Origin of the sequence: Pseudomonas sp. NBRC 100443 (assembly GCF_030268185.1) — a bacterium.
Classification (GTDB): domain Bacteria; phylum Pseudomonadota; class Gammaproteobacteria; order Pseudomonadales; family Pseudomonadaceae; genus Pseudomonas; species Pseudomonas citronellolis.
The window spans coordinates 179,458-203,259 of sequence record NZ_BSQE01000011.1 but is presented as its reverse complement, the minus strand read 5'-3'; the positions used below and the strand labels follow the sequence as shown (position 1 = coordinate 203,259).

The following is a 23,802-nucleotide window of genomic DNA, read 5'->3' as shown; positions in this document are numbered from 1 at the left end:
CTCAAACAGGGTTACGGCCGACGAAGAAGGCTTCGTCTGCGTCGCGGGTGGGGTTGAGGCCGGCGGCCTCGAGACCTTTGCGGAGAACCGCCATGTCTTTCTGGAATACACGCTGAGTTGGGTGAGGCATCGGACCGCCATTGTAGCCCTGGAGCCAGCCTTGGTACTTCCACATCATCCGGTTCAACAGTCCACTTGCAGCCATCGGGAGGCTGGCGAAAGCTTTACGAGCTGGGTCCATCTTGTACCAAAGCTGGGTGGCTTCATCGTAGTTGCCAGCGCGGATCAGCTTGTGGATCTGGGGCAGGAGCGGGCCGTAGTAGGCGGAGTAGTTGGTCCCACAGAACGGAATGTCCATGACCTGGGCCAGGGGCACGTACTCGTATTCCAGAGGGGAGGAAATCACGACTTCCTCATGGAACTCACGGTGCACCTCGATGGCGGACATGATGTAGGGCAGACCGCCTTCGGCCTTGATCGCCACAACGTTCGGAATCTCGTCGACCATGCGACGCAGAACCGAGAGCGGAATATCTGCGGGGTGCAGTCGGCTGAAGCCCCAGGCCGGCAGCGGGAAGATGATCACACCGAGATTGGTCGCGTCACAGACTGCCTTGGTGTACTGGAAAACCTCTTCGTAATCCTTCGGGTAGAAGTATGGCGGGTAGCCCAGAAGGACCACGTCAGCACCGGCGGCTTCGGCACGCTTTACCGCTTCGATGTTGTCTTCGAGTGTGTTGAATACGGCATGGTGCACCACGACCATCCGGCCTGCGGCCTGGTCGGCCATGATCTGGCAGAACTCGACGTACTGGTCCTGAGTGATCGCAACTTCAGAGCAGGACAGGGTGCCCACGAAGCCATGCTGGATTGCCAGTTCGACGTCATGGCGCACAGCTTTTTCATTGATGCGCTTGAAGTTGGAGGTCATCGTCGGGATGGTGACGTTGGCCACGCCGAGCAGGTGTTCGCGAGCCCACTCACGGGCGTCCTTTTTGTTGTAATTGGCCATGTTCAGTTTCCTCAGTGGATTGTTCTATCTGGACTAAAAGCTCGTTTAGTTTTTGGTTTCGAATTCGATGGGAAGCGGGGTGGCAAGGCCAGCTTCGATTGCTTTGGTAAGGATCAGCTCAGCGACGACGATGTCCTGCAGGCCGCCGCCGACGGACTTGAACATCGGGGCGCGAGCCTTCGCCAGGGCATCGACGCAGGCGCCGCTCATGAGATCGGCCAGGCTGAATGCTTTGTTATGGAACTCAATGCCCGCTGCTTTGGCAGCCAACATGTCCCCGGTCTCCTCGAGTACTTCTTCCAGCGTGTCGCAGATGATGATGTCGCTGCGCTCAACGACCGAGACGTCGATTTCGCGCTGCTCAGGAATGGTCGAGCCAATCGAGACAACAGTTGCGCCGGGTTTCAGCCACTCGGCAAAGAGAATCGGCTCCTCGCCACGAGAACGTGCAGCGGTCAGCACGATGTCTGCGCCTTCCACTGCCTCTTTGGCTGAGGCCACACCTTTGGCAAGAACGCCGATATCTGCGGTCAGCGCCTCAGCGAAGGCAGCGCGACGATCAGGAGTCGGGCTGAATATGTTGACTTCGCTGAGCTCGCGAACACTTGCGAACGCGCGGGAGTGCATCGCTGCTTCCAGGCCGCTACCAAGCACTGCAAGGCGAGCAGGGCCCTTGGGGGCGAGCCGATCCAAAGCTGCGGCTGAGGTGGAGGCGGTGCGGTAGCCCGTTACCAGGTTGCCGTCGACGAAGGCAGCTATTCGGTTGGTGGTCCGATCAAACAGGACGATGACGTATTCGATACCCGGGGGCGCGTCGCCTCCCATGTTTGAACCCATCAGCTTGGCGCCATAGTAACGGCTACCAGGAGGAATTGCGGGCAGATTGCGCAGCCAGGTTTTTTCAAGCAGCGCTACCGTGCGAGGCGGCGTCGCCTTCGCGGGGATGGAGTGGGTGTACGCCTTTTGGAGAGCGGCAATTGCATCTTTCCAGTGAAAGACGGCTCGTGCTGTGTCGCTAGAGACGAATACGGGTTTCTGGAGGTTGACAGTCATATGGTTGATTCCAAAAAAAGCGGTGGTTACAGGATGAGCGCGAGTAGAGCGACCCAGTTTCGGCGATTAGTGCGTTGCACGGACGTCTCTGACTACGCGGCTTCCTAGACCTGCAGTCAGGCAGCTTGCCTCGTGAGTCAGTTGAAGGCTCCTGGTGGTGCGGCCCTCTCGATGTGCATGACAGCTCAGTTTGTGGTGCGCGGTAGGGGATGCTTTCAACTCAAACGATACGGATCGTATTCAAAATATTTATCTCAGGCAAGGTTCATTCAGGCAATCCATAGGGGCCACTCTGTGGAATGGTTGGAGGTGGTTGCATTTGCGAAACGATACGTATAGTTTGTTATCGAAAGAGCAAGACCCCCTTGGAGGAAGTGATGAAGCTAGGTCGGTTTGTGGTTCAAGGACTGGATGGTCCTGTACAGCGTATCTGCATGGTTCTGCCGGAGCAGAGTCGGGTCATCGATCTGCGTGCCGCTGAAGCTCTGCGTCTTCAAGCACGGGGCGCTACCCGCGAAGCTGCCCTTCGCTATGCATCTACGGTGTTCCCCGAAAGCATGTCTGCTGCCATCGCCCTGGGGCAGCAGTTTCTGGACACCGCTGCTGAAGCTGCGGAGAAATATGGCGCTGATGCGTCGCTGGCTATGGACGGTCTGAAGTGGGGCGCTGCGTGCGATCCGTCGGTCATCCGTGACGGCCTGACTTTCACCAAGCACATCCGCCAATTCCACGAGCGGATGAATGTCACTCCGCAACCGGCCCTGCTGGAGATCCCGGGCTACTTCAAGGGCTCGCCTTGGACCGTCATCGGCCATGACGCTGAGGTGCCGTGGCCGGCTCGCGGCCAACGTATCGATTACGAGCTCGAGATCGGTTGGGTCATCGGTCGCCGTGCCAACAACATCACTCCCGATACCGCTCTTTCCCATCTGTTTGGCGTGACCATCTTCAACGATTTCAGCGCCCGTGACCTCCAGGCCAACGAGTTCGCAATCGGCATGGGGCCGACCAAGAGTAAGGACTTCGCCTACGGTATCGGCCCGTGGATCACCACGATTGACGAGTTCTCCGACCTGAACGCCATTAAGATGTCCGTTCGCGTTAACGGCGAGACCTGGGGCGAGGGTGATTCGTCCGAGATGCTCTGGACTCCGGAAGAGTTGATTGCCTACGTCTCGATCGGCGACCACATCCAGCCTGGCGATGTCATCGGTTCCGGAACCATGGGTAACGGCTCGGCACTCGAGCTAGGGCGTAGCCTGAACCCTGGCGATGTGGTTGAGCTCGATGTGGGCGGTGTCGGTGTACTGCTTAACCGCATCGGGCAGCGTCCTGATGAGTCCTGGTGGCCTGAGCGTCGCAAGCCATTCATGTAAGCATCAGATGTACTGCTGTTAATTTCTGCCTTTGAACATTTCAAGCCGCGAGGTTTGAGCGTCGAAAGGTGACTCGACCAGCTCAGGGTGGCTAGTGCAGCATCCGAGTTGGTCAGACGGGCGCCGATATCAAGCCGTAGCTATCCGCGGAGACGTATCGGTGCCGGTCAGTAAGAGGCGCAAATGTGACCAGCTTCGTGCAGAGCCTTGAGCGATGTGCGGGCGACTATACCTGCTATAGCAGTTGCCAGCCGCCACAGAAGCGGAGAGGAGACAAGAAATGAATGCAATTAAACGCGTCCTGATCGTGGGCAGCGGAATCGGTGGCGCAACAGCAGCTTTTGCGCTTCGCAGAATTGGTGTTGATGTTCACTGCATCGATATCAAGCCTGAGGCTCCGATTGCCGGCTCTGGAATCTGTATGCTTCACAACGCGATGCGTGCCCTCACAGGTCTCGGCCTTGCGGAGCTCTGCCTGGATAGTGGTTACCGATTCGATAAGTTTCGCCAGTTCAACTCGGTAGGTGAGCTTCTGGTAACCAATCCTGCTCCACCCAGCTGCGGGATTCGCCGCCCGGAACTGGCTCGCATCCTGGAGGCTGCTGCAGAGGATGCTGGTGCAGTCCTCGATCGTGGTCTGACTGTCGAGAATCTGATCAATCGTGAGAATGGCGTCGACGTTCGGTTCTCGGACGGTCGCGAGGCAACTTACGACCTGGTGGTTGCGGCGGACGGGGTTTACTCGAAGATCCGTGATCAGGTATTTGGCTCGAACTGCAGCCCCCGATTTGCTGGTCAAAGTGTCTGGCGTTTTAACGCGCCGAGGCCGGCTGAAATCGATGCTTTCTGCCTTTATCGCACTACCACGGGGCATACGGTGGGGGCGTTCCCGACGTCGAAAGAGAGCTGCTACATCTTCTATCTCGAAAATAGCAAAGAGCCTCTGCGCATTCCGGAAGGAGAGGCTCATCACCTGATTCGAGAGCGCTTGATGGAATACACCGCTCCGGCAATCCGCGAGTCGCTCGAGCTTGTGACCGGTGCCAAGCAGATCATTTTCCGTCCGCTGGATATCACACTGGTGCCTGCGCCTTGGCATCGCAATCGAGTGGTTCTGCTCGGCGACGCGGCGCACGCTCCCACGCCTCAAATGACCTCTGGCGGTGGCATGGCCATCGAAGATGCTGTTGTCCTCGCCGAGAGCCTCGCGGCCACCTCCACAGCAAAAGCTGCTCTTGAGATGTACTCCAATCGTCGATTCGAACGTTGCAAGACGATCTGCGATGCATCGCTTCAACTGTGTAGGAATGAACAGGAAGACGCGCTGGGTAACCGAGAGAAATCGGCTGCACTGCTTCTGCAGACCTACCAGTATTTGGGGAATCCCATGTAATTCCTTACCTATAGGGATGATTCCTCGATTCGCTTGGAAACGGTGAATCGAGGATAGTTAAAAAACTCAAGGAAATACTTAAGTCAATGATCTTTCTCGCTCGAGGATGGTTTTTTTCTGATGCATGCCCGAAAATAAAAAATAGAGGAACTGCTATGAGTCCTGCCTTGAAAGAATCTATTGTGGCTGGTCTTACTGGTGGGGTTATCTCCGCAGTCATGGCTTTCCTGGTTGTTCATTACCCTGATGGCCTTTAACGCTTCTTCTTGTTGTCCCTAGATTTACTTGTGCGCCTGTGCGGTCTTCGTCAGGCGTTTTTTTGCTTGCTGCCTTTGGCTTTCCAGGGGGAGATATGTTGCGAAGCATGAAGTTAGCGCCGCGTTCGGCCTTTAGTTTTGGAGTCATAGCACTGATTGTTTTTCTCTTGGGAGCTTTCTCTATCCAGAAAATGGAAAGAATGACCAAGCAGTCGGCAGTAATTAATGAGAAGTGGTTACCCAATATTGTTAATCTCAGCAACCTGGTTAAGGCGCAGCTTAGGAATCATGTGTTTCTGGCTCAACTGGCCTCCATGGAGAATCCGGCGGCGAGAGAAGGTGGTCTTCGACAGTTGGAAGCTCTCGTGGGTGAAGTTAAATCTTTGAAGGAGCATGTTGATGCTGGGCTGACGAGCGTGAAAGAGCGAAGTGTATTCGTCCAGTTCGAAAAGTCTGACAAGATTTATACCGCAGAGCAGGAGAAAATAGTCGGGGTAATTGCTTCTGGTGATCTGGCTTCGGCCTCTTCAATGCTTAGGGGGGCAATAATTGATTATGGGACTCGGCTTGGAATGGCAACTGAAGAGCTTATGAGACTTAACATGGAGGGTTATGAAAAAGCAACGGCAGGGCTCCTTGAGGCACGTGACAGCGCCCGGCGGGGAATTCTAGCCGCCGTATTTCTTGCTCTACTCGTGACAGTAGGCTTGGCTTTTTTTTACACCAGAAGCATTGCGCACCCACTTGGGCGAGCTGTGCAGGTAGTCGAGATGGTTGCCCGCGGCAGACTAGATGCAAAGATAGACACGGCAGGCAGAGACGAGCCTGCTCAGGTTCTTAGTTCGCTCAAGCTCATGCAGGATGGTTTGAGAGATGTGATCGAGGCGATTACTAAGTCATCTACTCGCATCGCAGCTTCAGCACGCGAGTTGAAAGTGGTCACCGCTTCTTCGTCACACGCTATGAAGTTGCAGAATGAGGAAGTTGTGTCAGCGGTTTCTATTGTGAATGTTGCGACTCTCGCCGTGGTGGAGGTTGCAAAGAACGCAGCCAGGACTGCGGAAGTCTCTCAAATCTCCGATCAGAGTGTGAAGTCGGGTTGTGAGCAGGTTGCACGGATGGTCAACTCCATCTCAGGGCTTTCTCAAGAGGTTTCTCTGACGAACGCGCAAATTGGCGAGTTGGCAATGAGCGTTGCAAACGTCACGAGAATAATCGAGGTTATTCGCTCCATCGCGGAGCAAACCAACCTTCTCGCGTTGAACGCAGCCATTGAGGCTGCTCGAGCCGGTGACGCGGGGCGTGGATTCGCTGTAGTCGCTGAGGAGGTTCGTGCCTTGGCTCATAGAACGAAGAACTCGACACATGAAATCGAAGTGCTCATTGGGGGTATTCAGGATGTAACAGAGCGCGCTGTCTCGTCTATGCAACGCAGCTCGGAGAGCGCGGAGATCACTCTAAGTTTGGCTGGTTCAGCTGATCAGGCATTGCGAGATATTCGGGCCTCAATCGAGACAATTAACGAACGGAGCAGAGTGATAGCTGATGCAGCTGATCAACAGGAGGGGATGATGGAAAGTGTCAACCAGAGCTTGCTGAGGATACAGGGGCTGTTCCAGAAAGCATCTGAAGGCGTGAATCAGACAGATCAGGCCAGCGGCGATTTGTCGGAGTTAGCTGGTCTCTTGCAGGAGCTGGTCTCGAGGTTTCAGGCCTAAGCTGTATTGCGGGGTTCTGGATGTTTTAGCAGCTTTGTGTAGTCTTGGATTTCGTTACTGGTTCAGTGCGTAATGCTATACTTTCAGATTGGTGTTTTTCATTGAGTCTGGTTTTTTGGGTGGTTATGGCGAATATTGAAAAACATAATCTCAGGTCTCGCTGGTTCTCCAGGAAATTGGTAGAGATTCGAGGTTTGGCTCAAGAGTTATAACGGTCTTGGGGGAGCATAATAATTGGAGTCATGATTTCTTTGCTTTCTGTCTTTTCTGTCAGTTCGTTTGCTGATGGCTTTTCTGCTAATTTTTCTCAGGGGGGAGGGTTCAAGTTATCAATGGGATTGCTAAGCGAGTGTCTCGAGAAAGTAGGCCTCAGTATGAGCTTGCTCTTTATTTTCCTGCTAGATCTGACAGCGCACAGTTTGTATTGACCGGCGGTAGATCAGGGGTGATATCTATTGTTTTTGAAGATGAATTCTCGCTTAAAAGGGCTAAGTCTCTTCTCTTGGAGGATCTTTTCGTTAACCTAGACGATCCAGTGCTCCAAGAGTTCGCGCCAGTTTTAAGTAAGCTGATGGCGCTTGCTCCAGTGAGTGGATTTGTAAACGGTGATCGTGCAGTTTTCTCATGCTCTCCAGGCGAAGGTACTGAGGTATTCCTTAATGGGCGCTCGGCGGGAGTGATCCCGGGTAAGGACTTCTTCTTTCGTTTCCTGAGTCAATGGCTAGGTCCGCGTCCCGTAAATAGAATGGAAAAAATGGGGTTGCTTGGAATAAAAATGGGTGCCTCGGATGCCTTGTTTAGACAATGACGCAGGCGCTGGAGATAGTCTTCTTGGGGCGCGTTAAAGTGGTATTAGTTAGGCATATGACCAATTCTGCGTTGTCCAAGAGTACGAAGGGGCCTAGTCACATTTTCTTGCTTGAAACCTTGCTATGCGCATAACGTGCGTGAAACTCTAGGCAACCTCATGGATGTAGGTTGGCATTGTCTCATGTGATCCATAGGTAATGCATGAAGTCATGTGCAGGAGTACATGCCGCCGTAAGCTGCTACTCGTAGTCGTGGTGACCATCATAGAGCCTCTGGGCAAGCCTCACTGGTCATGAGCTAGTGGGGGAACTCTTCTTCGACTTATCCGGATGCGCATTTCGTTTGGCACTTTTTGATTGGATACTGGGCTTCAATTGCTCCGACAATATCTGTCCTTGCAAATTTCGGGCACCGTCCTCGTGCGGTCAAGGCCTACAAGAGCTCTCATGTGAGCGAGGTCGTTGATATTAACGTCGGCAACCGCAAGGTGCCCTGGTATGGGAGTAACACCGCCGAATCTTGGTTGTAGCAATAGGTTCGACAGCAATCGTGCGCCGCCGACCGGGGGTGGTTGCTTGTGTGGGGCGTCATCTATCTCCATGGTCTACGTCTTGCTTTCTTCATCCCCTTTTAGTTGTTGATTGATTCATCTTCTCAGATGTATTTTTGCTGCCTGGTGCGGCCGTGACCGAGGCGTGTAGATTACATGGGCTTGTCCTGCAGACAGCAGTAGGAGAGTGGTAGTACTGCGTTGATCCGTACAGGTCTATCGCGGGCTTCGTATCGTTAGAGAGTGCGCCATCAAAGAACCATCAGAACTGCAAGGCAAAGCTATGACTCCCGGCGTTGAAATAGTTCCACCGACCGGTTGCCCGGTCGATGGAAAAGGGAATCAGTGCGCGGCAGGAAGGCGATCTGCCGGCAGTTCTCCTTCAGTTGCCATTTTTTTCCAAAGGCGATTGCGTGCATCTTCCGGCATCATTGTGTAGGCGAACATACGCAGCAGGGTCCAATTGGCAGTGCGCTCGCCTTCTTTGGCGCCGAATAGGTGGTGCAGAAGCTTCATGTAGAAGATGCTCTCGATCATCATGATCGTGGCAGCAGCCCAGCGTGCCCATTCTGGTAGGCCGGAATTGTGCGCAAGAATGTGAATCCAGCCCACAGTGAAATAGGTCATGGCCATGCCATACGGCGCTGCCAGGAGGATGAGCAATTGCTTCCAACCCTTCAGGCGTGGCACGGCATAGGTCAGGATACAGCCGACAGTGACGAACGAAGCACTGTTGATGAAAGCCCACCAATACGGGAAGTTGAATAGGGTAAAGGGCTGAATGCCATAGTACTCGTAGACATTCAGATTGATGCCGATGGTCTCCATGATGGCATCAAGGATTCCACCCATCGCCAGCAGCATCAGGAAGTGCTTGTAGGTCGCACCATTGCGGATGACGAAATAGCAGAAGTAGGACTGTAGACCGAGGAATGCTACGTAGCACAGCGGAATCAACAGCGGTACGGTGATACCGAAGTTGGTATAGGCCGGGATCAGATCATCTGCCCAGTGGAGGTGACCAAGCATGTCCAGCATGGCTTCTTCGAGCGAGCAGATCAGGCCGCTGAACATTACGAGGAGCGGGATCCAGTTTTTCTTGGCGGCTGCGCGTAGGGCCCATGGCAGCGCGAACAGCACGACGGCTGCCCCTGCCACGAAGAAGAAGATCCATTCGTTGGTTGTGCCTGCCTCGAAACCTGCCGGAAGCGGTTTGACGTTGGGTGGGAGACCGGGAAGGTTTCCGTAGAGTGAACTAGCCATGTGACATCCTCTTTTTGTTGTTGAACGGGGAGTGCGGCTGATTAGCGGCCGTCTTTCAGTAGGATGAAGGCCGTGTTACGGCCGGGTTGGCTGCAGATCCTTGTGTTCGGGGTATCCCGAGCCGCTGAGATAGAGTCCCTTGACTGGGATCGTGTAGCCGACCAGCGGCTGGCTGATGCGCAGGGCGCATCGGCGGATTCGGACATCTGCAGCCAGGCCTGGGCGTCCATCCTGGAGAAGTGCGAGATTTCCGATGCCGTGTGGTGTGGGCCACGCCACATGCCGAAAGAGGCTTCGCCATTGGAGTTCAGCAGGTAGTGACACGGGGCGATCAGACGTTGACTCAGGTCGGACCTCTTCGCGAGCTCCAGTTCATCGAACATCGAGGTGTGGATCGAAGCCTCGTTGATGCGGTGTTCCGGCGCCTCGGGGGCCATGGGGTTGGTACAGGTCATGCCACAGGATGTCTGGTGGGCTTCCAAGACAAGAACTCTCAGCCCGGCCTTAGTCGGATGGCAGGCTGACACATGGCTGTTATGGCTGGCACCCGCCACGATTACGTCGATTTGTTGCATGTACTGTCCTCGTTTTTGGATTTTTCTGGATCCCGCTCATGTCTAGGGTGCGGGGCTGGCCCGCTCCGGCCGTGGCCTTCATCTCCTCATTGAGGCGCCGGCTTGGTTTGGTACGAGATCCTTATATAACGTTAGTTATATTGATAAGTTTATGATCTCGAATTTGCGGATGTCAATCGTCCAATTGCCATTCGTCTCGAACTGGTTAGTGCTTGTGCTTGACCTCGACCTGGTTGCAGCCGGCAGTATCGAAGGTACGGCTGAGAACCCGAGCGAAGGTGAGGGACTAGCTGGACTTCAGGAGGAGATATCCGGCACCGGATTAATCAACCTCCAGGACATGGCATCGCGGTGAACTGGCGATCAGGACCAGTGGCTCGTTGAGTTGACACGCTGGCAGAGCACGGACAGTTGTGGAAGCAGTTCAGGGTACGGTGGCTTCTGGCACGAACCGTTCAGTCGAGCCTGGGGGAGGGAATGTAGGGTAGGGCGATGAGCCCTAACTGATCTCAGAGGGACCACTGCGGCGCAGCTTATCGCTGTCGGCGGTGTGGATGTGGTTCTCGCTCAGTGCTGAGCGAGATCAGTTGCCCTGGCAGCAACTCATCCAGAACGGCATGCTTGGTTGCTTGGGGAGGTGATGCTGCTCCGGCTACTCCAGGCGCGATAGGCCTCTATGCAGCAATCGGGTTGGCCTGAAGAGCCGTAGAAGCGCCCATTGTGGATGAGGCAGGCACACTACAAACAAGTGCTTGGCAGGTTGAATATTCGAAAACTGAGATTGCCTTGAAAGGGCCATTAAGAAGCTGCTGGTACGTCGAGTTGGACTTGAGCAATCTCAAGATCATGAAGGAGTCCAGAAGTGCTGAACTGTAAAGCTCCCGCCATAGTAATCAAGGAACTCTGGATTTCACCTGTTAATATACAGCTTGACTCACCTGGTCACGGCGCAATCGACCACCTTGCCAGGAGTTACGGGAATAGTGCTCGGCGAATGAAGTGATTGGTCTCTAATAAGCTGGAGCCAATACGATCAAAATCTTCTTGTTTGTATTGAGCGCTAATGCCCGTTGCGGATATGACGAAACGTGGCAGTCCCTCTCGATCGATGATGGTACTGGCTAGGGAACTGATACCGCAATAAAGCTCATTCTGGTCGAGGCCCCAACCCTTTCTAGCCGCCTCGGTTACTTCTGCTCGATATTTCTCGAAGCTGGGAGGGCTTTCCCAACTTATCATACTCAAACGACGTCTTAACTCTGTGTCTGACAGGTTACGTATGGCCGCAATACAGCGACCAGCAGCCCCGGCGAGTTCTGGCAGACGGGTATCCAGGGCAATATTGATGTGGGCACTACTTGGCGTCGACCGAGCTATCAGACGGATGTGGGCATCTTCAGTGACCTGCCATAGGGAAATGAACGTCCGATGATTAAGGCTCAATCGCTCCAATTCCGGTTGGATTAGCTCTATGTAACTGTGACCAATGAGGCCCAGCGCCAGTTCTGACAAGCCAAGACCCAATTGATAGGTCTTTCTCTTTTCGTTGATTGAAACCAACTTCTCATTATTCAGAGTGCGCAGGATGTTGAACACGGTGCTCGGACTGATTCCTGTGGCGCGAGCGATGCTCGTTGCGCCCTCGGCTGTCTCAGTACTCGCCAGATAACGGAGGATTTGAATGGCATGTACCACGGCACCAACATTCTTGGATCCGGTGTTTCGTAGCCGCTTTTCCGAATCATTCATATCTATGTCCATGCTCGATGGTTGCGGATGTTCAGCGCTTTCCTATAGGTGACTACGGTATGGGGTATAGCGGAGCGAGAGAGTTGGGTTGCTCTATGCGCAGTCGATTCATGGGGCGACCCGAATTATGTTATGTGTCGTTTTGAATGCGCCTGTTGCCCACGCTACTCAGACCTTTACACGGCTCGGCAGTGGCGTAGTAGATCCTGGGGCTTGTATCAGGCGCTAGAGGCCATGCAATAGCGTTCGTTTATCCACGAGGACTGTGGATTTTATTGTCGTTCATCGCGAGGTTACTCTAAGAGTAAATCTCTCAAATGAAGTACCTCTGCCTGCTGCATTCCAGCCAGTGCAAAATAGTTTTCAATGTTTCCGTACTGCTCTGTCAACGCATCGAAAGCAGCATCCAGATATGCCGGTTTTACCCCGCATAAGATCCGTACTGCGGATTGGTCCGGTTCCGTACTGCTCAGCCCGGCCAGATAGCCCCGGATTACCGCTTCGCTGCGGGGGCCTTGCCAGCGATCTGCACTGGCGAGGTAGTCAAGGTAAATGCTTTCCCAGGGAACATCCAAAATATGCAGTAGCAGGGCGGCAATAAAGCCTGTCCGATCCTTGCCGGCCGCGCAGTGGAACAGCAGTGGAATATTCTGGTTAAGCAGGTGGTCGAGCAATAGCGGGAGCTGTTTGGCGAAAGCACCAGGAAACAGCCGGTAGGTGGCCAGCATTGCTTGTTCAGCGCTTTTGGCCGTGGGTGAACTGGAGAGCAACTCATGAATCACGCTGTTGCCGGCGCGTAGGTCTGCCAGGATATCGAGGCTGACGATGTCGATTCGATGGTCTCGTGGCAAACGGTTGGGGGTGCGCTGCTGTTCGCCGGCACTGCGTACATCGCACAACACCTGGATGTTTAGATCGCGAAATCGATTGAGGTCCTCGGGGTTGAGATTAGAGAGATCCTCCGAGCGATAGAGGAGGCCGGGGCGAACGCATCGGCCGCAGCGTGCACGGTAGCCACCGAGGTCGCGGAAGTTCGGCACACTTTCCAGCAGTAGGTGAGCAGCACTTTCGCTCATGGCTTCACTCGCTGCTTTGGGGCTTGTGGAACAGTACGGTTTCGGTGAACTCCACCACGACTTCTCCCCGCTGATTCTTCGTGACATGGCGCAAGTCCAGGATGGTAAATCCACTGCTGCTCTTGGCCTTGATGCGTGCCTCACCTTCGACATGCAAGGTGTCGCCGGGGAACACTGCGGCATGGATGCGCGCCTGTAATCCAGTCATGCCAGCGAAGGGACCGACGGCATGTCCTTCCAGCACCTGATCCACGACCTTCATCAGAATCGGCGACACGAGCCCCATCGAGTAGGAAATGATCATCGGGCCCGGGGCGAAGCGATTCTGATGCGCCCCGGACATGTTTTCCTTGAGGAATTCCATGTCGATGAAATAAGGCTCGTGGAACGCTGTGAGATTGACGAAATTGACGATATCGGTTTCGGTAATCGTCCGGCGGTGGGTACGGAAGGGGTGGATGGGATATTCCGTAGTGGTTGCTTCACTCATGCGCGCTTCCTCGGTTGGGGTTGTAGGACGCTCGTCTCTGTGTAATCAGACGGGCGGCTTCTGAGGCATTCTCAAGCTCACTACCGAGAGAGGTATCGTCGTATCCGACGATTCTTGAGCGGCGCAGCCGGCGAGTCAGATGCGCTCCACCTTGTGTACAGTCCACCAGAGGGTTTCTGGCAACCAGCGCCGCAGACGCCAAGAGAGTGCCGTCATTGGACCGGGGAATACCCAAAGACGCTTACCCTTGAGGTCGTGCTCGATTTTCTCAAGTACGGTCTCGGGGGTGATCGGCGGGAAAATGTTGAAGATTTTTGGCCATACGGTAGAGCGCGCCTGGTCGAGCAACGGCGTCGCCACTATGGGGGGGCAGACGCAGACGATGCGGACGCCACTGCCACGGGTTTCGTGGAAGAGCACTTCCGTATAGGCGGCTACGGCGTGCTTGGCGGCGTTGTAGGCTCCCATGTAGAGAATTGGCCAGTGCCCGGCCATGGAGGCATAGCTGACGAACTCGCCTTTCCCTCGGGCGATCAGACGAGGCAAGGCGATTTTCGACAGGTTGACCAGGCCGCCGAAATTGATCGCCATGATCTTGAGGATGACCTCCCGTGGCTGCTCCAGCAGCAAGCCAAGAGGCATGATGGCTGCAGCGTTGGTTAGCCGGGTGATTGGACCCAACTCGTTCTCGCACCGCTCCACTGCTTCCTCGATGGCAAGCGGGTCAGTGATGTCGACCACCAGCTTGAGCAGCCTGGGGTTGTCTCCTAGCTTGTTGAGCCCCTCTAGGTTGACGTCCAGGGCGGCGACGGCCCATCCATCGGCCAGGGCTCGTTGAGCGCTGAGCAGGCCAAGCCCGCTCCCTGCACCAGTGATGAACAGAACGTTCTGAGACATTTCTAGGCTCCTTGTAGGTGTTTGCCGACCGGTTGCGCCGGTATCCCTCATTGTCAGCAGGTCCGGCCTCGTTTCCCGTCGTCGTTTCAGACGAGATAGCGAGCGGCGGTATTCAGCGGGACAGCCTGCTGGCCAGATCGTCTAGATCGTTGCTGGTGCTCAGCAGGTATCGCTCGACTGCACTTGGCGCCACGTTTTTGTCCGGTTCGGCCAGGTGGCCATGGACGAAGTGATAGCGGCGTTGCAGTTTTTCCAGAGTGTCAGCGGCCTCGGGATACTGCCGTGGCAGAGTTTCGAAGCGCTGGCGGATCGAGGCATCCAGAGCGGTGGCGCTGGCCTCGTCGAGTGTCCATATCTGAGCCATCAGTTGTGGAAACACTGCAAGCTGGTAGGAGAGCGAGAGCCTTGCGACGTCTTGGCTCAAGTCATTTAGAGCCTGTTGAGCGGGACTACTCGACGGGGTGTCTGCATAGAGCGCACTGAGTTCATCGACCAGTTTTTGCTGTTGCTCCACGACGGGAAGCAGCCAGAGCGAGTAGGGCGGAATGCTGGTGCGTATGCCAGTGCTGGACTGCGGGAGGTTGCGCAGCCCCGCCACAGCGATGGCCAGCCGTGTCGTCTGCTCGAGGATATCGGTTCGCCCGAGTTTCGCCGCGTGATCGTGCAAGCGTTGCAGACTCACCTGGTAGCGAGTGGCGTTTTCGCTGTCGAATGGGCTTCCTTGGGGATTGTGATAGACCAGAACGTTTTCCAGAACCGAATAGCTGAGGGTTCGCAGTTCCTGGATATCCTGGTGGTTACTCGCGTGTCCACAAGCACTGCACAGCAGGCAAAGCATCGCGAGCCAGTGGGAACGGCGTCCGGGGTGTTGGTCGGGATGGCTCATCGCGGTCTCGTTGGTAGAGGATGGCTCGGACTCAGGGACGATTGGCAGCGACGAAGTTCATCACCGACTCTACGAGCAATGTGCGCGTTTGCGTGCCAGGACCGGACATGAATGGTTGTTCTCGGAGATGACGGACGACCGGTAGGAGAGTAATGAAGCCCAGGATGAGCGAGAAGATGGCTACTGGGGCGACACTATCGCCGGTACCGGGAGCGTATTGGTTGAGCAGTGTCTTCAACTCGTCCATCACTGGCTGTAGCGAAAGATCGACCAGAAATACCTGGTTTTCTTCCCAGCCATCGACCAGGTTACGCTGCAGAAGCTTTAGATAGTCTGGGTTGGACTGCAGGTGATCGAACATCACGAAGACGAATCCGCGCAGGCGTTCTTCGGCACTGAGATCCGCCTGCAATTGATTTATCAGCGACCGGGCATGGGAGGTATACATTTCGGTTTCCACCGCTTTGAACAACTCTTCCTTGTTGCCGAAGTGGTGGTAGATGGCCGGCAGGGTTATCTCTGCGGCTGTGGCGATGTTGCGCATGGTGACGCCGTCGAAACCATGTTTGGCGAAGAGCTGGGTCGACACCTCGAGGATTCGCTGGCGCGAGTTGGCAGGTTGAGGGGCGCTTTTCTTCAAGAGAACTCCCGTGAGGCGGCTGTCAAGGGGCTGACTGGCATAACGGTCTGCCCCGCTTGCCACTGGGGCGCGGGGAGGCCGTTGATCATACGGTGCCGTTGATCGCTATCCCAGGCGATTCATGCCGTTATCGACTACTGCATTGAGCGCCAGCTTCGGTCGGTGCGAACCTCGCAGGGCGTTGTTGGTAGTCTCGAAGTCGCAGATGCCTTCCACACCGGCATACTCGATGCGGCAGATGGTGTCGACGCAGGCGATTCCATGGATCCAGGAGACGATGCCTTTCTGCAATGGCGTGCATTCGACCTGAATCAGTTCGCCAGTGCTGAGCGTCATCTCGACCCGGCCGCCACGATGGGTGAGTCCATCGGGTTCCAGGTACATGAGGATATCGACGTGCTTGGCGTAGGTCAGTACGTCGTCCTTGATCATGCAACCGAAGCGTACCAGTTGGTCGTCTGAGCTGTGGAAGGTCTGGGCGAAGAGCATGGTGCCATCAGCCAGAACTCCGGCCATCCAGCGATGGCCGACGAACACATCCCACTTGCGTGTGCCCCAGCCATGATCCCGGAAGGAGAACCCATTGATCTGGTAACGCTGCCCCATGATGGTCAGCTCCCCGGATATCCGGCCAGCCACCTCCATGTGATTGGGGGCGACGTCGTCAGCCATGGCACCCTTCTTCGGGTAGATGTCCACGGGAGGGTGATGATCCTTCACGTGCAGCTCGGCGCTGACATCCTGGTCGTTGATACGCCAGATGGGGTGGTCGGTGTACTCGAATATGCAGGTGTCGTCACCGCTGTTGAAGCGGCGACCGTCACGGTCGCCTTCGCGCAGTGGCAGGCGATCGTCACGCTTGAAGATGTAATCGGGGGAAAACACGTAGTTCCATAGGGAGACCTGCGGACCGCCCGCTACGTTCATTTCATGGCCAATGCGGTGCATGCCTCCGACGCGGTTCTCCAGGTCCCACCAGACCAGTACGACGCTGTCCTGCCAGAATGGGTCCTGGCCAGGTGTTTGCGGGCCCTCCTGTTGCGGGCCGTATTCCAGTACGTCACTACCGCCGGTTACTTTCATCGTCGTTGTCCTCGAGGTTGTACTTGTTTTATTTGGAAGTGGCGTAGGCGCTGGTCAGGGCCATGTCCATGAACGAACGAGTGAAGCCAAGCTCGACCATGGTGTAGCGCAGGTCTTGGTTACGTCCGCTCTGCATGTTGCTGGTGCCGCGGTTGCCAGCTAGGTTGGTGCGCAGTGCCGAGTAGACGAAGCCGAAGGCCATTGCCGCGGGATTCACTTCCAGCCCTCCATGAGCCAGGTAATGGTTGACGAAGCGATCCCATTCGATGTGTTGGGAAATATGCGGCTTGATGTAGGCTAGATCCTGCTCCGGTGCACCAAAACCCGAGCACTCCCAATCGAGTACAGCGGTAAGCTTGCCCTGGTCGAACAGAATGTTGTGGATGTTGAAATCGCCATGGACCAGGATCGGCTTGCGTGCGTCCTTGGGAATGTTGTGACTCAGCCAGTGCAGCAGCCAACGCATATAGGGGGATGGCAGGTGATCCTCACGGGCCATGTAGCGATACCAGCCCTCGAGGTTGTAGCGATAGCAGTCTTCAACGCTGCCGCTGAGGATGCGCGGGTCCTCGTACTGCTCGATGTAGTCGGCGAACATCTCCAGCGGCAGGGCGTGCAATTGTCCGAGGCGCTCGGCGAGTTGCATGAACAGATCCTCCTCCACCTCGCCGCTGAGCCCGCCAAGGAAAGTTCCCTGCGTACTGCCTGCGATCCTGTCCATGGTGTAGAAATCGGCGTCCAGGTTCTTGAAACCCTTGGCGAAGTCTTGGGGTTTTGGGGCCGGGTAGTCGATCCGAGCCAGCGTTTTGAGCAGCGCGTATTCGCTTTCCAGGTCACAGGCGCCGTGGCTCATGATTGGCGCTGGGTCGGTCTTGCGCACTACCAACTCGCTCGGTTCCGCCCCGGGCTGGCGCAGGTAGGAGGCAAAGTAGGTCTGCTTGCCGAAGCCACCAGGAAGTGGCTCCAGGCGCGAAACCTCCACACTGCCGCTGCTACCCGGCAGGCTGTTGAGGAAGTCTTGCAGTAATCGCTTGTCCAGTGGTTGCTTGGGATTGTCGATGTGGGGGAGCGCTGGTACGGCCAACTGAGCCTCGCGCTCGTAATAGGACAGCTCCCATTCGGCCAAGCGCTTGAGTAGGGCCGCAGTCTGCTCCTGAGGTAGATCACTCTGGTCGAGCCTGCTGCTCAGCTCGTCCAGGTTGCTGCAGAGGATTTCGTATTGGCGCAGCAAGGCTTCCAGGGAGGTATCGTCGTTCCGGATTGCCGTTTCGATTGCGTTGCGCGAGACGTCGCCGGTGGGCGCGGGAATGTGCAAGGCATCGGTCAGGGTATCTTGCAGATCGAGCCCTTCACGAATCACCTCGCGCAGTAGTCCTCCAGTCACATGTTCGCGCTTGAGCAGCTCGCCGAGAACTCCCTTGATCATGCCAAGTGACGCTTTGGCATTGCTGGATTGCAACTCTGGCTCGATGGTTTCGCTCAGTGATTTCAGCAGCAAGTCGAGGTAACGGTCGGTGGAGGTGATTTTCATCGGCATTGTCCTTGTTCTTGTGGGATCTGGAGTCAGGCAGAGAGCAGTCCGCTTTCCAATAGGATGAGGGCGCCAGCGCTTAGCAGCACCCAGGCTTCGCAGGGAATGCGTAGTTGAAGCGGTGCATGGCCCGCTTCCATGAAATGCATCAGTACCAGGCGGGCCTTGATGAAGGCCAGCGAAATGATCAGTACGGCTTCGTAGCGTGCGCTGGGCAAGAGCATGCCGTGGGTATAGGCCAGCACCCAGGAGGTGATGGTCATGGCCATCAGAACCAGCCAAACCAGTGTTTCCCGAGAGAGAATGAGTGCTTTCATGGCGTCACTTCATCAGATAGATCAGCGGGAAGATCACAATCCAGAGCAGATCGATCATGTGCCAGAAGATGGCGCTGCTCTCCAGATTGTTCATGGTGCGCTCGTCGAGCCGCGGTGGCCGAAGGATGATGGCGAAATACAGGAGCAAGGGCAGGCCGAGCAGGACATGGACGAAATGCATGCCGGTGATCAGGTAATAAAACAGGTAGAAGTCGTTGGTCAGAAAGTCGATTCCGGCGGCGGCTTTTTCCTTGTACTCGTAGGACTTGATCAGGGCGAAGCCGCTGCCGCAGAGGAAGGCCGGTAACAGCAGCCAGCGACAGGCGACGATCATCTGCCGGCGAGCTGCCTTGACCGCGAGGACTACGAACCAGGAACTGGCCAGCAGCAACAGAGTGTTGAGCGAGCCCGTGTGCAGGTTGAGAGCCTGCTGCGAGGCAACGAAAAGTTCGTGCTTGCCGAGTTTGGTATAGGAGTAGAGAGCAAAGAATAGGGCGAAGCAGATCATGTCGCCCAGCAGGAACATCCAGATCAGTTCGTCACCTGGAATGCGCTTGGTTTTCTTCGCAACTGTCGGGCAATCACCGATATCGACTGCGTTCACGTCCGTTTCCATTTCTTGTTCATCGGGATGACGGTGGCCATAGGGCTGTTGCCGTCTCCGCGTTGTTGGCTGGAGGTGGTTGAGCCCGCACCCATCGGGCTTATCAGGTCAGGGTGCGGGCGGAGCATTACGAGTTGTAGGCCGCGCGTAGGTTGGGCAGCGGGTCAGTGCTGGAGCGGGTACGGGCGACCAGGGCTGCTACGAAGCCGACCACCACTATGGAGATCAGCAGCGAAGCCAGCGTCAGCAGGCGCGTAGCGATCCACGGCATGTCCCAGTTCAGCGACATGAAGTACGGCCAGGAAACCATCCCATAGGCGGCACCCATGGCAGTGACCGGAACCAGGATGACGTACAGGCGCTTGAGGCCGGAAAGGTAGGGATTGACCAGCCACAGCAGGAAGCCGACCAGCAGCATCGAGGTGCCGTTCATCCAGCCCCAGGCCAGCGGGAAGCCGAAGATCTTGAACGAGGCGTCGCCGTAATAGGTGTAGGCGCCAGTGGATGTGCCCGGGATTTCCATGATCACATCGGACATGGAGATGATTAGCCAGACCACGAATACACCCTTCATGTCGAGACCGGATTTCATGCGCAGGTAGGCCCAGTAGCCGGTCATGGCGATGAAGAACACATAGCAGGGCGGGATCAGATACGGGATGTGCAGGTCGAAGCCGATGAATGCCGGACCGGGCAGGTTGGTCGGCCACCACAGGTGACCGAGGTGGTCGAGCATCGGCTCTAGCACCGAGCAGATGAAACCGCCGACGCACATCAGGCCGGGGATGTCGTCCTTGTGCTTGAAGTAGCGGTACAACGCCCATGGCAGCACAGCGATGCCGAAGCCGCCGGCCCAGATGGTGAAGATCATGCCGATCAGTTGGTTGGACATATAGTCGGCTGGAACGGGGAGGATTACCCCTTGGACGATTTGCATCCAGTTGTCGAGTGACATTGTGATTTACCTGTCTTGTTGTTGGTTATGGATGTCGGGGGTGCACGTCTAGCGGCAGTCCTTCAACACAGTGAGGGCAGCGTTACGGCCGGGTAGGCCGCAGATCCCTGCGCTCGGGTGGGTACCCGAACCGCTGAGATAAAGTCCCTTGACCGGGATCTTGTAGCCGGCCAGCCCCTTGGCCGGGCGACCTGCGCCGAAGCGGGTGATGAAGGGATCGCAGTGGTAGACGCTGCCGTCGATGGCATGGAAGCGCTTCTCGATGTCTGGCGGGCACAACGGGCGGCGAGCGATCTCCAGTTCCTCGATGCCGTCGTAGATCCGCGCCGAATCCTTGATGACCATGTTGGTGATCTGTTCGCGCGCCTTGTCCCAGCCGATATGGGGATCGAAGGGGATCAGGCCGGACCAGAACCAGAAGGTGTCATGGCCGGGGGGCGCCATGGCCGGATCGAATTCGGTGGTGATCTGTGACAGGCCGCCGATGACTTCCGGAACCAGGCCGCGGATACAGTCGGTATAGGCTTTGCGACCCTGTTCATAGGTCGACCACTGCAGGGTGCCCAGGCGCATGTTGCCTCCCCAGCCCCTGCTCTGGCGCCACGCGGTGCTGCGGGTCGGCATGATCTTGCCCTTGAGAGCGATGTTGAGCTTGTAGTCGGCGATACCGCGGTTGGCGGTGGGAATGAACTTGGCCTTGACCTGGGTGGCATGGTCGAGCAGGCCCTCTGGCAGCATGTGGTTGAGCACGGCTTTGGGACTGAAGGCGGTGACTACGCCGCGCTTGGCGCGAATCTCTTCGCCATTTTCCAGTACCACGCCGACCACTCGCTCGTTCTCTACCAGCATCTGCTTGACCTTGGCGTTACAGCGCACGCCGCCGCCATGGGCCTCCAGGCAGCGGATCAGTGCTGCGGGGAAGCCACCGGTGCCACCCTCGAACATGGTTACGCCGTACTTCTGCAGCACGCTCAGGTAGACCATGGCGAACGAGCTCAGATCAGCGCGGAAATCCATGAACGGCAGGCCCGTGAGCAGACCGGCTCGTACGATATCGGTCTCGAACAGTTCTTCGAGGGTGCCGGCATGGGTGCCGGTCATCAGTTTGACGATGGGGCCCAGGTGTTTGAAGTTACCGACTGCCTTGCTCATGACCTTGAAAACAGCGTTGAAGCCTGGCTTGGTCGGGTTTTCCATAGCCAGCGGCAGGCCGATGCGCAGGGCTGCGTCGGCAGTTTCGGACATCTGCAGCCAGGCCTGAGCGTCTTTCTTGGAGAAGTGCGAGATTTCCGATGCTGTGCGGCGTGCGTCACGCCACATGCCGAAGGAAGCCTCTCCGTGGGAGCACAGCTGGTAGTGGCATGGGTCGATCAGACGCTGGCGCAGGCCGAACTTCTTCTCGAGCTCCAATTCGTCGTTGATTGGCGACATGCGGAACATCGAGGCATGGATCGAGGCCTCGTTGATGAGGTGTTCCGGTGCCTCGGGGGCCATGGGGTTGGTACAGGTCATGCCACCGGGTGTCTGGTGGGCTTCCAGGACAAGCACCTTCAGCCCGGCCTTGGCCAGGTAGCAGGCCGATACCAGGCCGTTATGGCCGGCCCCCGCCACGATTACATCGATTTGTTGCATGAACTGTCCTCGTTTTTGGATTTGTTCTGGTTCATGGCTTGGGAGCGCCTTGCTGTCGCTCCGGCCGTGTTTTCGGCTTGGCTCTGAGATGCCGACCCGGCCTGCTTCGAACTGTTTATGTAACGTTCGTTATAGTGGCGAGTCTATGATCTCGGATTTGCGGCTGTCAATCGTCTGGACGGCGCTTTCGAGAGCACATTGTGTGGTTCATACGCGGAACTGGCCGATGGCCAGGCGGAGATCGCTGGAGGCTCCATCCAACCCGCGCGAGACCTCAGCAGCATGTTCCCCGGCAATGCAGTTTTCCTGGCTCATCTGCGCCACTGCATCGACCCGGCGGGCTATCAGCCGGGCAGTGCGGTCCTGCTCGATCAGGGCTTCCGATACCTCGCTAATGGCACTCAAGGCTCGGCTAGCACTGTCCAGGATGTCCTGCATGCTGGCTGCGGCGTTTTCCGCAAGGCTGCGACTCTCGCGAGAGCGGTTGACCACGCCGGTCATTTCCGCCACAGCCTGCCGTGCGGAGGTTTGCATGCCGGCAACCATGTCGCGGATTTCTTCGGCCGAGGTTCTGGTTCTTTCAGCCAGATGGCGGACTTCGTCAGCCACTACTGCGAAGCCTCGACCCTGCTCTCCGGCTCTCGCGGCCTCTATCGCAGCGTTGAGTGCGAGCAGGTTGGTTTGCTCGGAGACTGCCTTGATGACTGCCACGATGCCGGATATTCGTTCCGATTCGTTACCGAGGGCGCTGATCGTTTCGCTGGCTTCGCCAACTTGGCGCATCACCTGGTCGGTCTCCTCGGTGCTCCTGCTGATTGCCTGTGCGCCTGAGGTGGCGGCCTCCGCGGCGCTCTGAGAGCGGGAGTGTGCATCCTGGGTGCTAGCGGTAATCTGGCCGATAGCATTACTCATCTGCTCGATGGCGCTGGCGATATCCGTTGCCGCATCGTTCTGTTGTAGTGCGCTGTCGGCCATCTGCCGGGCCATTGCGCTGGTCTGGCTGGCAGCCTGGTCGATCTTCCCGGCTCCTCCCTTCACTTCGAGCAGAGCGCTTTGCACGCGCTCCAACAGTGCGTTAAAGGCATTGCTGGCCTGGCCTACCTCGTTGCTACCCAGGCTCTGGGCGCGAACCGAAAAGTCGTTACTGGTACGTACTTGCTCCATGGTCGCGCGCAATTGCTGCAGGGGAAGGACGACGCTGCGTACGATGAGGATGGCGAGGCTGGTTAGGGCCACTACAGCGCAGCCAAAGACGCTGGCAATCATCACTCGCGAGGTGGCGATAGCGGACTCGCCATTGCTCTGTGCACGGTTGGCGGCGTCTACGCTAAGCGCGACCAGTTTTTCCAACGGCTCGCCGGTGGCATGAATCGACGCGGCCCAAGGCAAGGTGTTGGTCACTAGCTCCAGCGAGTGGGTGTGGACTTCATCCCAGGTCTTGGCCTGCATCAACTGCTCGCAGATCTGGGTCTGCGTCCCATTGGCGTCTTGGAATTCGCTCCACAGGGCGCTGAACTTTTTCCACAGAGCCTGCTCGGCTGCACTCTTGGGTTGCCCGTCATAGGTGCGGAAGGCTCGTTCAGCCTGAGCGAGGGCGGCACGGTGGCGTTCGAGTATGTCGCTGAACATGGTGTGGGCTTCGGAGAGTGCTTCACCTTTGTCGGACAGCGAGTCGAAGGCTTCCGGGCGCCAACTGGCGCCCTCCTGCATGGCTGCTATCGAGGTCAAGCGGGCGTTGTGCAGGGACGCCAGTGCGTCGACCGAGCGCAGCGCGATGCTGATGTCTTCCATGTTGCTACCGGCATTGCGGATGCCGATCCAGCCGGATGCCCCCACACAGGCGAGACTGGCAATGAAGCAAAACATCATAAAGTACAGCTTGGTTCGCACGGAAAGAGAGTGCATATGACGTCCCTTGGCCTTAATGGGCTGCCT

Annotated in this window: 22 protein-coding genes and 1 pseudogene; 6 read left to right on the top strand and 17 right to left on the bottom strand. The window is 56.6% G+C overall.

Translation table 11 applies throughout. From position 1 onward, the window contains the following. Position 1: 1 nt before the first annotated feature. Positions 2-1,012, bottom strand: a complete 1,011-nt coding sequence (locus tag QSJ95_RS16775; protein WP_285643905.1) for a dihydrodipicolinate synthase family protein — start codon at positions 1,010-1,012, stop codon at positions 2-4. A gap of 45 nt (positions 1,013-1,057) precedes the next feature. Next, positions 1,058-2,065, bottom strand: coding sequence for an ornithine cyclodeaminase family protein (locus QSJ95_RS16770; RefSeq protein WP_285643903.1), 1,008 nt, complete (start codon positions 2,063-2,065; stop codon positions 1,058-1,060). A 377-nt stretch (positions 2,066-2,442) separates the two neighbouring features. Between QSJ95_RS16770 and QSJ95_RS16765 the strand changes: the two genes are divergently transcribed. The 5 genes and pseudogenes from QSJ95_RS16765 (at position 2,443) to QSJ95_RS16750 (ending at position 7,617) form a co-directional block, all read left to right on the top strand. Continuing rightward, positions 2,443-3,441 carry a fumarylacetoacetate hydrolase family protein gene (locus QSJ95_RS16765; RefSeq protein ID WP_285643902.1) on the top strand — a complete coding sequence of 333 codons (999 nt, stop codon included), beginning with the start codon at positions 2,443-2,445 and terminating at the stop codon, positions 3,439-3,441. 280 nt (positions 3,442-3,721) lie between these two features. Beyond that, on the top strand, positions 3,722-4,834 hold the full coding sequence (locus QSJ95_RS16760) for an FAD-dependent monooxygenase (RefSeq protein ID WP_285643900.1): 1,113 nt from the start codon (positions 3,722-3,724) through the stop codon (positions 4,832-4,834). Positions 4,835-5,186: 352 nt separating this feature from the next. Next, positions 5,187-5,954, top strand: a pseudogene (locus tag QSJ95_RS33020) (MCP four helix bundle domain-containing protein); the annotation flags it as partial. Continuing rightward, positions 5,946-6,809 carry a methyl-accepting chemotaxis protein gene (locus tag QSJ95_RS33015; RefSeq protein WP_502945278.1) on the top strand — a complete coding sequence of 288 codons (864 nt, stop codon included), beginning with the start codon at positions 5,946-5,948 and terminating at the stop codon, positions 6,807-6,809. The pseudogene QSJ95_RS33020 and the gene QSJ95_RS33015, both read left to right, overlap by 9 nt. Positions 6,810-7,158: 349 nt before the next feature. Continuing rightward, entirely contained in the window at positions 7,159-7,617 is a 459-nt protein-coding gene (locus tag QSJ95_RS16750) for a chalcone isomerase family protein (protein WP_285643896.1), read from the top strand. Between the two features lie 894 nt (positions 7,618-8,511). Here QSJ95_RS16750 and QSJ95_RS16745 read toward each other — a convergent pair. Together QSJ95_RS16745 and QSJ95_RS16740 are read right to left on the bottom strand one after the other, a co-directional pair. Next, positions 8,512-9,432, bottom strand: coding sequence for a hypothetical protein (locus tag QSJ95_RS16745; RefSeq protein ID WP_285643894.1), 921 nt, complete (start codon positions 9,430-9,432; stop codon positions 8,512-8,514). Positions 9,433-9,473: 41 nt separating this feature from the next. Continuing rightward, entirely contained in the window at positions 9,474-10,007 is a 534-nt protein-coding gene (locus tag QSJ95_RS16740; protein ID WP_285643892.1) for a phytoene desaturase family protein, read from the bottom strand. 169 nt (positions 10,008-10,176) lie between these two features. On the opposite strand from QSJ95_RS16740, the gene QSJ95_RS16735 reads away from it, so the two are divergent. After that, the gene (locus QSJ95_RS16735) at positions 10,177-10,362 is read left to right on the top strand and encodes a hypothetical protein (protein WP_285643890.1); all 186 of its coding nucleotides are present in this window, start codon (positions 10,177-10,179) and stop codon (positions 10,360-10,362) included. A 617-nt stretch (positions 10,363-10,979) separates the two neighbouring features. Here QSJ95_RS16735 and QSJ95_RS16730 read toward each other — a convergent pair. The 13 genes from QSJ95_RS16730 to QSJ95_RS16670 all read right to left on the bottom strand — a co-directional run bounded on the left by QSJ95_RS16730 (position 10,980) and on the right by QSJ95_RS16670 (position 23,772). Further along, positions 10,980-11,756, bottom strand: a complete 777-nt coding sequence (locus QSJ95_RS16730; RefSeq protein ID WP_285643888.1) for an IclR family transcriptional regulator — start codon at positions 11,754-11,756, stop codon at positions 10,980-10,982. Between the two features lie 293 nt (positions 11,757-12,049). After that, complete coding sequence (locus QSJ95_RS16725; protein ID WP_285643886.1) at positions 12,050-12,832, bottom strand: tyrosine-protein phosphatase; 783 nt, start codon at positions 12,830-12,832, stop codon at positions 12,050-12,052. Between the two features lie 4 nt (positions 12,833-12,836). Next, complete coding sequence (locus QSJ95_RS16720) at positions 12,837-13,322, bottom strand: MaoC family dehydratase (protein ID WP_285643884.1); 486 nt, start codon at positions 13,320-13,322, stop codon at positions 12,837-12,839. A gap of 135 nt (positions 13,323-13,457) precedes the next feature. Next, positions 13,458-14,219 carry an SDR family NAD(P)-dependent oxidoreductase gene (locus QSJ95_RS16715; RefSeq protein WP_285643882.1) on the bottom strand — a complete coding sequence of 254 codons (762 nt, stop codon included), beginning with the start codon at positions 14,217-14,219 and terminating at the stop codon, positions 13,458-13,460. 112 nt (positions 14,220-14,331) lie between these two features. Beyond that, positions 14,332-15,105, bottom strand: a complete 774-nt coding sequence (locus QSJ95_RS16710) for a hypothetical protein (protein WP_285643880.1) — start codon at positions 15,103-15,105, stop codon at positions 14,332-14,334. Positions 15,106-15,136: 31 nt separating this feature from the next. Next, the gene (locus QSJ95_RS16705) at positions 15,137-15,745 is read right to left on the bottom strand and encodes a TetR/AcrR family transcriptional regulator (RefSeq protein ID WP_285643878.1); all 609 of its coding nucleotides are present in this window, start codon (positions 15,743-15,745) and stop codon (positions 15,137-15,139) included. A gap of 105 nt (positions 15,746-15,850) precedes the next feature. After that, a complete protein-coding gene (locus tag QSJ95_RS16700) occupies positions 15,851-16,828 on the bottom strand; it encodes a DUF7064 domain-containing protein (RefSeq protein ID WP_285643876.1) in 978 nt (325 codons plus the stop codon). A gap of 28 nt (positions 16,829-16,856) precedes the next feature. After that, entirely contained in the window at positions 16,857-18,359 is a 1,503-nt protein-coding gene (locus QSJ95_RS16695) for a phosphotransferase family protein (RefSeq protein ID WP_285643874.1), read from the bottom strand. A gap of 32 nt (positions 18,360-18,391) precedes the next feature. Beyond that, complete coding sequence (locus tag QSJ95_RS16690; protein WP_285643872.1) at positions 18,392-18,676, bottom strand: cytochrome C oxidase subunit IV family protein; 285 nt, start codon at positions 18,674-18,676, stop codon at positions 18,392-18,394. A 4-nt stretch (positions 18,677-18,680) separates the two neighbouring features. Further along, positions 18,681-19,280 (bottom strand): cytochrome c oxidase subunit 3, encoded by a 600-nt coding sequence (locus QSJ95_RS16685; protein ID WP_285643870.1) that lies wholly within the window; start codon positions 19,278-19,280, stop codon positions 18,681-18,683. 127 nt (positions 19,281-19,407) lie between these two features. Next, positions 19,408-20,172 (bottom strand): hypothetical protein, encoded by a 765-nt coding sequence (locus tag QSJ95_RS16680; protein WP_275629432.1) that lies wholly within the window; start codon positions 20,170-20,172, stop codon positions 19,408-19,410. Positions 20,173-20,283: 111 nt separating this feature from the next. After that, on the bottom strand, positions 20,284-21,867 hold the full coding sequence (locus QSJ95_RS16675; RefSeq protein WP_275629433.1) for a phytoene desaturase family protein: 1,584 nt from the start codon (positions 21,865-21,867) through the stop codon (positions 20,284-20,286). A 207-nt stretch (positions 21,868-22,074) separates the two neighbouring features. Continuing rightward, entirely contained in the window at positions 22,075-23,772 is a 1,698-nt protein-coding gene (locus tag QSJ95_RS16670; protein ID WP_285643867.1) for a methyl-accepting chemotaxis protein, read from the bottom strand. Between the last annotated feature and the right edge of the window lie 30 nt (positions 23,773-23,802).

Excerpts from the sequence above, each read along its gene's own strand:
- QSJ95_RS16775 (WP_285643905.1), bottom strand. The coding sequence starts at position 1,012 with ATGGCCAATTACAACAAAAAGGACGCCCGTGAGTGGGCTCGCGAACAC.
- QSJ95_RS16770 (WP_285643903.1), bottom strand. The coding sequence starts at position 2,065 with ATGACTGTCAACCTCCAGAAACCCGTATTCGTCTCTAGCGACACAGCA.
- QSJ95_RS16765 (WP_285643902.1), top strand. The coding sequence starts at position 2,443 with ATGAAGCTAGGTCGGTTTGTGGTTCAAGGACTGGATGGTCCTGTACAG.
- QSJ95_RS16760 (WP_285643900.1), top strand. The coding sequence starts at position 3,722 with ATGAATGCAATTAAACGCGTCCTGATCGTGGGCAGCGGAATCGGTGGC.
- QSJ95_RS33015 (WP_502945278.1), top strand. The coding sequence starts at position 5,946 with ATGCAGGATGGTTTGAGAGATGTGATCGAGGCGATTACTAAGTCATCT.
- QSJ95_RS16745 (WP_285643894.1), bottom strand. The coding sequence starts at position 9,432 with ATGGCTAGTTCACTCTACGGAAACCTTCCCGGTCTCCCACCCAACGTC.
- QSJ95_RS16740 (WP_285643892.1), bottom strand. The coding sequence starts at position 10,007 with ATGCAACAAATCGACGTAATCGTGGCGGGTGCCAGCCATAACAGCCAT.
- QSJ95_RS16735 (WP_285643890.1), top strand. The coding sequence starts at position 10,177 with ATGTCAATCGTCCAATTGCCATTCGTCTCGAACTGGTTAGTGCTTGTG.
- QSJ95_RS16730 (WP_285643888.1), bottom strand. The coding sequence starts at position 11,756 with ATGAATGATTCGGAAAAGCGGCTACGAAACACCGGATCCAAGAATGTT.
- QSJ95_RS16725 (WP_285643886.1), bottom strand. The coding sequence starts at position 12,832 with ATGAGCGAAAGTGCTGCTCACCTACTGCTGGAAAGTGTGCCGAACTTC.
- QSJ95_RS16720 (WP_285643884.1), bottom strand. The coding sequence starts at position 13,322 with ATGAGTGAAGCAACCACTACGGAATATCCCATCCACCCCTTCCGTACC.
- QSJ95_RS16715 (WP_285643882.1), bottom strand. The coding sequence starts at position 14,219 with ATGTCTCAGAACGTTCTGTTCATCACTGGTGCAGGGAGCGGGCTTGGC.
- QSJ95_RS16710 (WP_285643880.1), bottom strand. The coding sequence starts at position 15,105 with ATGAGCCATCCCGACCAACACCCCGGACGCCGTTCCCACTGGCTCGCG.
- QSJ95_RS16700 (WP_285643876.1), bottom strand. The coding sequence starts at position 16,828 with ATGAAAGTAACCGGCGGTAGTGACGTACTGGAATACGGCCCGCAACAG.
- QSJ95_RS16695 (WP_285643874.1), bottom strand. The coding sequence starts at position 18,359 with ATGAAAATCACCTCCACCGACCGTTACCTCGACTTGCTGCTGAAATCA.
- QSJ95_RS16690 (WP_285643872.1), bottom strand. The coding sequence starts at position 18,676 with ATGAAAGCACTCATTCTCTCTCGGGAAACACTGGTTTGGCTGGTTCTG.
- QSJ95_RS16680 (WP_275629432.1), bottom strand. The coding sequence starts at position 20,172 with ATGTCCAACCAACTGATCGGCATGATCTTCACCATCTGGGCCGGCGGC.
- QSJ95_RS16675 (WP_275629433.1), bottom strand. The coding sequence starts at position 21,867 with ATGCAACAAATCGATGTAATCGTGGCGGGGGCCGGCCATAACGGCCTG.
- QSJ95_RS16670 (WP_285643867.1), bottom strand. The coding sequence starts at position 23,772 with ATGCACTCTCTTTCCGTGCGAACCAAGCTGTACTTTATGATGTTTTGC.